The sequence below is a fragment of the Candidatus Sodalis sp. SoCistrobi genome (assembly GCF_900143145.1).
In the GTDB taxonomy this organism is placed as follows: domain Bacteria; phylum Pseudomonadota; class Gammaproteobacteria; order Enterobacterales; family Enterobacteriaceae; genus SoCistrobi.
This window is the reverse complement of sequence record NZ_FRDB01000174.1, coordinates 1-5,975: the sequence shown is the minus strand read 5'-3', so window position 1 is coordinate 5,975 and position 5,975 is coordinate 1. Positions and strand designations below refer to the sequence as shown.

At 53.2% G+C, this 5,975-nt stretch carries 8 protein-coding genes and 1 pseudogene; all 9 read left to right on the top strand.

Going from position 1 to position 5,975, the window contains the following annotated elements; translation table 11 throughout:
- Positions 1-247 (top strand): integrase core domain-containing protein (locus CINSTRO3249_RS11635; RefSeq protein ID WP_143146887.1); only part of this gene is annotated, 247 nt, incomplete at its 5' end.
- Positions 248-289: 42 nt separating this feature from the next.
- Positions 290-448: pseudogene (locus CINSTRO3249_RS17240) on the top strand (DUF5347 family protein); the annotation flags it as partial.
- A 68-nt stretch (positions 449-516) separates the two neighbouring features.
- Positions 517-741, top strand: coding sequence for a DUF2732 family protein (locus CINSTRO3249_RS11625; RefSeq protein WP_074013399.1), 225 nt, complete (start codon positions 517-519; stop codon positions 739-741).
- On the top strand, positions 741-968 hold the full coding sequence (locus CINSTRO3249_RS11620) for a TraR/DksA family transcriptional regulator (RefSeq protein WP_074013398.1): 228 nt from the start codon (positions 741-743) through the stop codon (positions 966-968). The genes CINSTRO3249_RS11625 and CINSTRO3249_RS11620 overlap by 1 nt, the downstream gene beginning before the upstream one ends.
- Complete coding sequence (locus tag CINSTRO3249_RS11615) at positions 965-1,822, top strand: DNA adenine methylase (protein ID WP_074013397.1); 858 nt, start codon at positions 965-967, stop codon at positions 1,820-1,822. Before CINSTRO3249_RS11620 ends, CINSTRO3249_RS11615 begins: the two co-directional genes overlap by 4 nt.
- Before the next feature lie 31 nt (positions 1,823-1,853).
- Entirely contained in the window at positions 1,854-2,411 is a 558-nt protein-coding gene (locus tag CINSTRO3249_RS16660; protein WP_125933177.1) for a derepression protein, read from the top strand.
- Between the two features lie 103 nt (positions 2,412-2,514).
- Positions 2,515-4,350: a replication endonuclease gene (locus CINSTRO3249_RS11605; RefSeq protein WP_125933176.1), complete on the top strand. Its 1,836-nt coding sequence runs from the start codon at positions 2,515-2,517 to the stop codon at positions 4,348-4,350.
- Positions 4,351-4,403: 53 nt separating this feature from the next.
- Complete coding sequence (locus CINSTRO3249_RS11600; protein WP_174249780.1) at positions 4,404-5,795, top strand: Fic family protein; 1,392 nt, start codon at positions 4,404-4,406, stop codon at positions 5,793-5,795.
- A partial coding sequence (locus CINSTRO3249_RS18055; RefSeq protein ID WP_217265390.1) for a hypothetical protein occupies positions 5,795-5,975 on the top strand: 181 nt, incomplete at its 3' end. The genes CINSTRO3249_RS11600 and CINSTRO3249_RS18055, both read left to right, overlap by 1 nt.

Below are 5,975 nucleotides of genomic sequence, written 5' to 3'. Positions count from 1 at the left end.
CGGCGACTCCTACGATAATGCGATGGCAGAGAGTATCAACGGGTTGTACAAAACGGAGGTTATCCACCGCGGGAGCTGGAAAAACCGGACGGAAGTGGAGTTGGCCACGCTGGACTGGGTGGACTGGGTGGACTGGGTGGACTGGTACAACAACAGAAGGCTGCTCGGGCGGCTGGGTTACATCCCTCCTACTGAAGCCGAAATGAACTATTACGCTTTGCAATTAGCATCAGAGGAAGCGGCGTAGTATTGCCAAAATTACTCTCTAATAAACTCGGGGTTATTCACGCTTTCAGCGTTGTTTTATCTCGCGGGAATAAAAACTGCCCGACATAGCATTGAGGTAACGGAAATGTCTGACGATGAAAAAAAAGCGCTGATTATTGCCATGAACCATTGTCGGGCGATGGTGAGCTTATTTCCTAAGCGGCTAACACTGCCAGGTTAATCCACCACAGAAATTTAATGGCGTAAATCCGCCGGGCTTCTTTTTGCCAAAATTCAGGAGTAATCACTATGCAGAATATCGATAAACATAATACAGAAAATGAGATACCCATTTACAGGCTACTGAGCGAGTTGCGCAAAGAGGGGCTAAGGTGCCAATCGTATGTGATGGCTGCATGGCTTGAAGGTTTGGCGCTAGATATCAGCCGTCGCAGACTCAGCGGTAGCGAAGCCGCCGAACTACTGCGCAATACCGCTGACACCCTCCTCTATCAAGCGCAGGGCATCGACTGATGCCTGATGCAATGGATCTTATTCAGTGGCGTGAGGAAGAAGAGCGCCAGCACCTGATCCGCCGTGCGTTATCAGCGTCCGAGGGTGTGTCTCGTTCACTCTGTGCTGACTGTGATGCGCCAATCCCGCCCGCGCGACGCCAGGCTATTCCGGGCGTGCAGCACTGTGTGACCTGCCAGGAAATCAATGAACTTAAAAACAAACACTACAATAGGAGGACGGTATGAAGCCTATTCTGAAATGGGCGGGCGGCAAGTCTCGCCTGATGCCCCGCTTGCGCCCCTTCCTGCCGGCGGCTGACTGCCTGGTTGAACCTTTTGTGGGCGGTGCCTCGGTTTTTCTCAATACCGATTACCGCCGCTATGTGCTGGCAGACATTAACCCGGACCTTATCAATTTCTATCAGGCGGTCGTTGATAGTCCGGAAAGCGTGATCCGGGCGGCGCTGCCTTTGTTCAGGCACGGCAACAGCCTCTGTGACTATAAACGGCACCGTGCCGATTTTAATTACCGGCATACGTCCGCTTGTATCGAGCGGGCCGCACTTTTTCTTTACCTGAATCGCCATGGCTACAACGGCCTGTGCCGCTACAACCTGCGTGGCGGGTTCAATGTCGCGTACGGCCGTTACAAAAAGCCCTATTTCCCCGCCGCGGAAATCCGCCTGTTCGCCGAAAAGGCCCGCGATACCCATACCCGGTTTGTCTGCCTGCCCTTTGAGGAAACACTGGCGTTTCATGTAGATGAGCACTGCGCCGTTTATGCCGACCCACCTTATTTCCCGCCTGAAGACAAAGACGGCTTCACCGGTTATTACATCGAGCCGTTTCGTGACGAAGAACATCAGGCGCTGGCCGATGCCCTGATTGAAACGCACTTGCGCCGGGGTGTGCCTGTGGTGCTCTCGGGCAGTGATACCCCCAGGACGCACGCCGCCTATGCGGGCTTTACGTTTCACTACACGCACACCCATTACAGCATCGCCGCCAAGGGAGCTAGCCGGGGTAAAGCCGGGGAAGTGATTGCCACGTTGTCCGCTCAGACGTGCGGCGTTTCACCCCTAGCGGCTACGGCTGCCTGATGGTCTTTTGAGGGAATAGAGGTCAATGAGCGTGAAAAAGCCCTTGTTTTCGTCCGCCGCTCGGCGCTATGCTGATCGGGCATCGACAAAAGTCGGTGTCGGGTTTGACAGCCCGAACCATACAGCGGACAGCCGCTATTTCTCCTTGCGGCTTTTTTACGTCCGTCAATACCACAGTTGCGTCCAAATTATGGTGAGGCGTAACGGGGGAGCGCTTGCGCTCGCCGGGTTCTGTGTGGCCGGTCTGTCAACCCTGTTACGTCTCGCCTCCCTGTTTGACAGCGGGGTGGTGAGGTTGAAAAACTTTACCACACAGGAGGCCATTGCTATGGCTACTACCCCTACCTGCACTTTGCCTGAAAACCTGTCCCTCGACTGTTACCGCAAACTACAACGCGCACGTGAAACCGCCCGTTACCTGTTCCTCGATCTTCGCACCCGTACCCCTGACGAACTGCCACAATATTACTTGCCGTTTATTTTTTCCTGGCTGGCGGATGATCTTAGCGCCATTCATCACGAGTTAACGGCGCGCGGCTTATTTGCTGCTTTCCAGACGCAACCGGGGGGCGGCGATGGCGATAAATAATCCGCCTGCGCTCACCACTCAACCACCGCAGCATGCGGTGGTTTACCCCTGGAACAACAAGCCTCTGCTGCCGATTGAGCGGGGTATCCCGACCCATGAGGAAATGCGCCTTGCTGAACTTCGGCGCAAGGACTATCTCCAGGCAAAAAAACAGGTTAGCGGCCAGCTGGAAACGGTCAGTTCAGGCATTTACTGGCGTTTTGACCAGCGCGAGAAGCAAAAGGGCTTTGACAGCGCCCGCCGCTGGTTAACCGAGTCGGTGGTTAAGGTGATGCTGCCGCGCATTGCGCGTGTGAACAGCGGCTACCGCCTGAATGAGATAGACGACGACGATTTTCGTGCGCTGTTTGGCGACCGCGCAACACAATCCCCCCAGCATAATGGCGTGGTGGCCTTTTTGCGCCTGCGCACTCAGCGTCAGTGTCTGCCCGACCTGGACAGTCAGGCGCTTAAGTCCCTGGCGAACGCCGCCGCCCATGTTGCCGCCACGGAAGTGGCCCGCCTGACCCACGCGCAGGGCGACAAAAGCGAATGGCGCATCGTCTATGACCACTATCACCATCTCGCCCGGATCACCCGCCTGCTGGGCGTACAGCCGCCGCTCTGGAGCAAGCTGGAAAAATGTTTTGTTCCCTTTGATGCCCAACCGGCCATCAGGCGAATGTGTGATGCGCGGTGGTGGCTGAACAACCTGCGCCGTACCGCCAACCGCTGGCGTGAACATCTGGCTATCGCCATGGGGTATGTCCACAAGCAGGCCTCCCCGAACGTCAGCACAACCGCCTTGCGTGACTGGCACGAACAGCGCCGCCGCACCAACGAGTGGCGCAAATGCATGGAGCTGGAAGACGAAGAGGGTAACCGTATCAGCCTGATGGACGGCTATGCCGCCAGCCAGGCCAATCCCGCCATCCGACGCACTGAACTGATGGTGCGTATAAGAGGTTATGAAGATATCGCCAATGAACAGGGCTATATTGGCGCATTTGTCACTGTTACCGCCCCCTCAAGCCATCACGCCACACTGGAAAATGGGCGAGTTAACCGTAAATGGAACGGTGCCAGCCCGGCAGACACCCAGCGCTACCTCAATGGTGTCTGGGCCTGCGCCCGCGCTAAATGCCATCGCCAGAAGCTGCGCTTTTTCGGTATGCGTGTTGCCGAGCCACATCATGACGGCACGCCGCACAGCCATTTGCTAATATTTGCCCGCCCGGAGGACATGCCCTGCATCCTGGAAATCCTGCGCGACTATGCCATGGCGGCAGACTGTGAGGAATTACGCAGCGCCGTCGCGGCAAGCGCCCGGTTTGATGCCAAAGCCATTGACCCGGAAAAAGGCAGCGCCACCGGATATGTTGCCAAATACATCTCGAAAAACATCGACGGCTATGCGCTGGACGGTGAAACCGACGACGAAAGCGGTAGGCCGCTAAAGGAAAGCGCGCAGCGCGCCACCGCCTGGGCTTCACGCTGGGGCATTCGCCAATTTCAGTTTATTGGCTGCACTCCCGTCACCGTCTGGCGGGAGCTTAGGCGCCTGAATGACAGCGAAGCCGCGCACGGCCTGAGCGTGGAATTTGCTGCCTGCCACGATGCAGCCAACGCCCCTGACTGGGCCGGGTACGTCAATGCCCAGGGCGGGCCACTGGTCAAGCGTGATGATCTGGCGGTGCGCACCTGGTACCAGCCCGCCGAGGTACTCAATCAGTACGGCGATGAAATGCTCAGTATTCGCGGCCTGTTCGATACGGTCGTGGGTGGGGACTCGCCGATCCTGACCCGGTTGAAGCAGTGGAAGATTGTGCCGAAGTTGGCCGTTGACGTTAGCAACGCGGATGCGTTGCCTCGGAGTTCTGTCATTAACTGTACGGCCAGGTGTGCTGGAGGAAGAATGTTATTACGTGGCGGGGGAAAAGAATGCCATAAATGGACATAAGCGGTGTTATATTGCTAACATATTTCCAGATATATGAGAGAGAAGAGGGAGATATGAAAAAAGCCCCACACAGCACCACGCTGATAAAAGCAATACGTCCCTGCCAACGCATTTTGGGGGGAAGCTTATTTGATGTCATAAGCGGCTATCTCTCGCCTGTGGATGAAAAGGGGCGTTATCTGCACTGGAATGATATTTGTAACAAAACAGATAATGAAGAAAAAAGGCGGGCTATCTGGTCACTCATTAACCTGGCCCGAGAGCATGCCAGACGCCCTATTCAAGGGTTATCTGCCGTGCTGGGTACGGGATCGGGCACGGTTCCGTTGTTGATGATACTTCCGGGCATGCAAAAAACCTGCTCGCTCATTGATCGCCGTTGTACTCGCGCCGCTCTGGCTGAGTTAACGCAGGAAGTCAGTGCATCGACGCAGTTTTTACACATGTTTGCCCATGATGAAGGTATTGCATCAAGCCAGCTTGAAGGCGCTTCAACAACCCGGACAGTAGCGAAACAAATGCTTGAGGAAAAGCGCGAACCACGCAGTGAAGACGAGCAAATGATATTGGGTAATCATCGCTTGATGCAACTGACATGGGAGAGTCGCCATGAAGACATGACATTACCATTATTATTGCAGTTTCATGCAACCGCATGCAAAGGAATTGACGACGACAAATACAGTCCCGGTGCTCTCAGAGATGATGATTCTGTTTATGTCGCCGGACGCGATGACGAGATCATCCATGTTCCTCCTTCAGCTACTTTGTTACCGGAATTATTGGGGAGTTTTGTGAATTGGATCAACATCCAACATGAGGAAAACGTAAAACCGAGTCATTATATTCACCCTGTAATAAAAGCATGCATTATGCATTTTTCATTAGGGTATATTCATCCTTTTTTTGATGGAAATGGACGTGTGGCCAGAGCACTATGTTACTGGCAGCTTTTTCGCCACGGTTATGAATTGTTTAAATATGTTTCCATATCAAAATTATTAAAGGCTGCACCGATACAGTACGGTGAGGCTTACTTAAAAACTGAAACCGATCATCTGGATGTCACTTATTTTGTTGATTATCAATGCAGAATATTTGAACGCGCGGTAAATGAAACGTTGGAGCATGTAAGAGAATCATCATTAAAGTTGAGAGAATTTAATAGCTGGCTTTTTAATCATGGTTTCCTTTCGCGTCTATCTGATATTCAAAGAGTGATTTTCAATGAAATTATTATTGACCCTGAGTCGCGTTTTTTGGTGTCTGATTTTTCTCAGAAAGCCGGGATCTCTGAAAGTGCTGCCAGGCAAAACCTTGAAAAATTATTCGAGGCTGGCCTCTTGCTGAAGTCAGGCGGTGGTGGAAGCAAGCCGGTCGTTTATACGCCGAAAAAGTCTCTTGACAAAATCAAGCAAGTATTAATCGAGATGAATAAAAAATAATGGAGCGTCGTTTTGGGCATGCCATTCTCAGTTCAAGCGGCAGGCTGTTGAAGAAATTCCATCACCATCTGCCGCTGTTGCGGGTTCATGCCGTCAACCACCGCTTTAAAGAGTTTGTCGGTGGTTTTGGCGCTGGGACTCAGTGTGTGGGAAAAGGTGATATTGAGCACAAAGGTATGC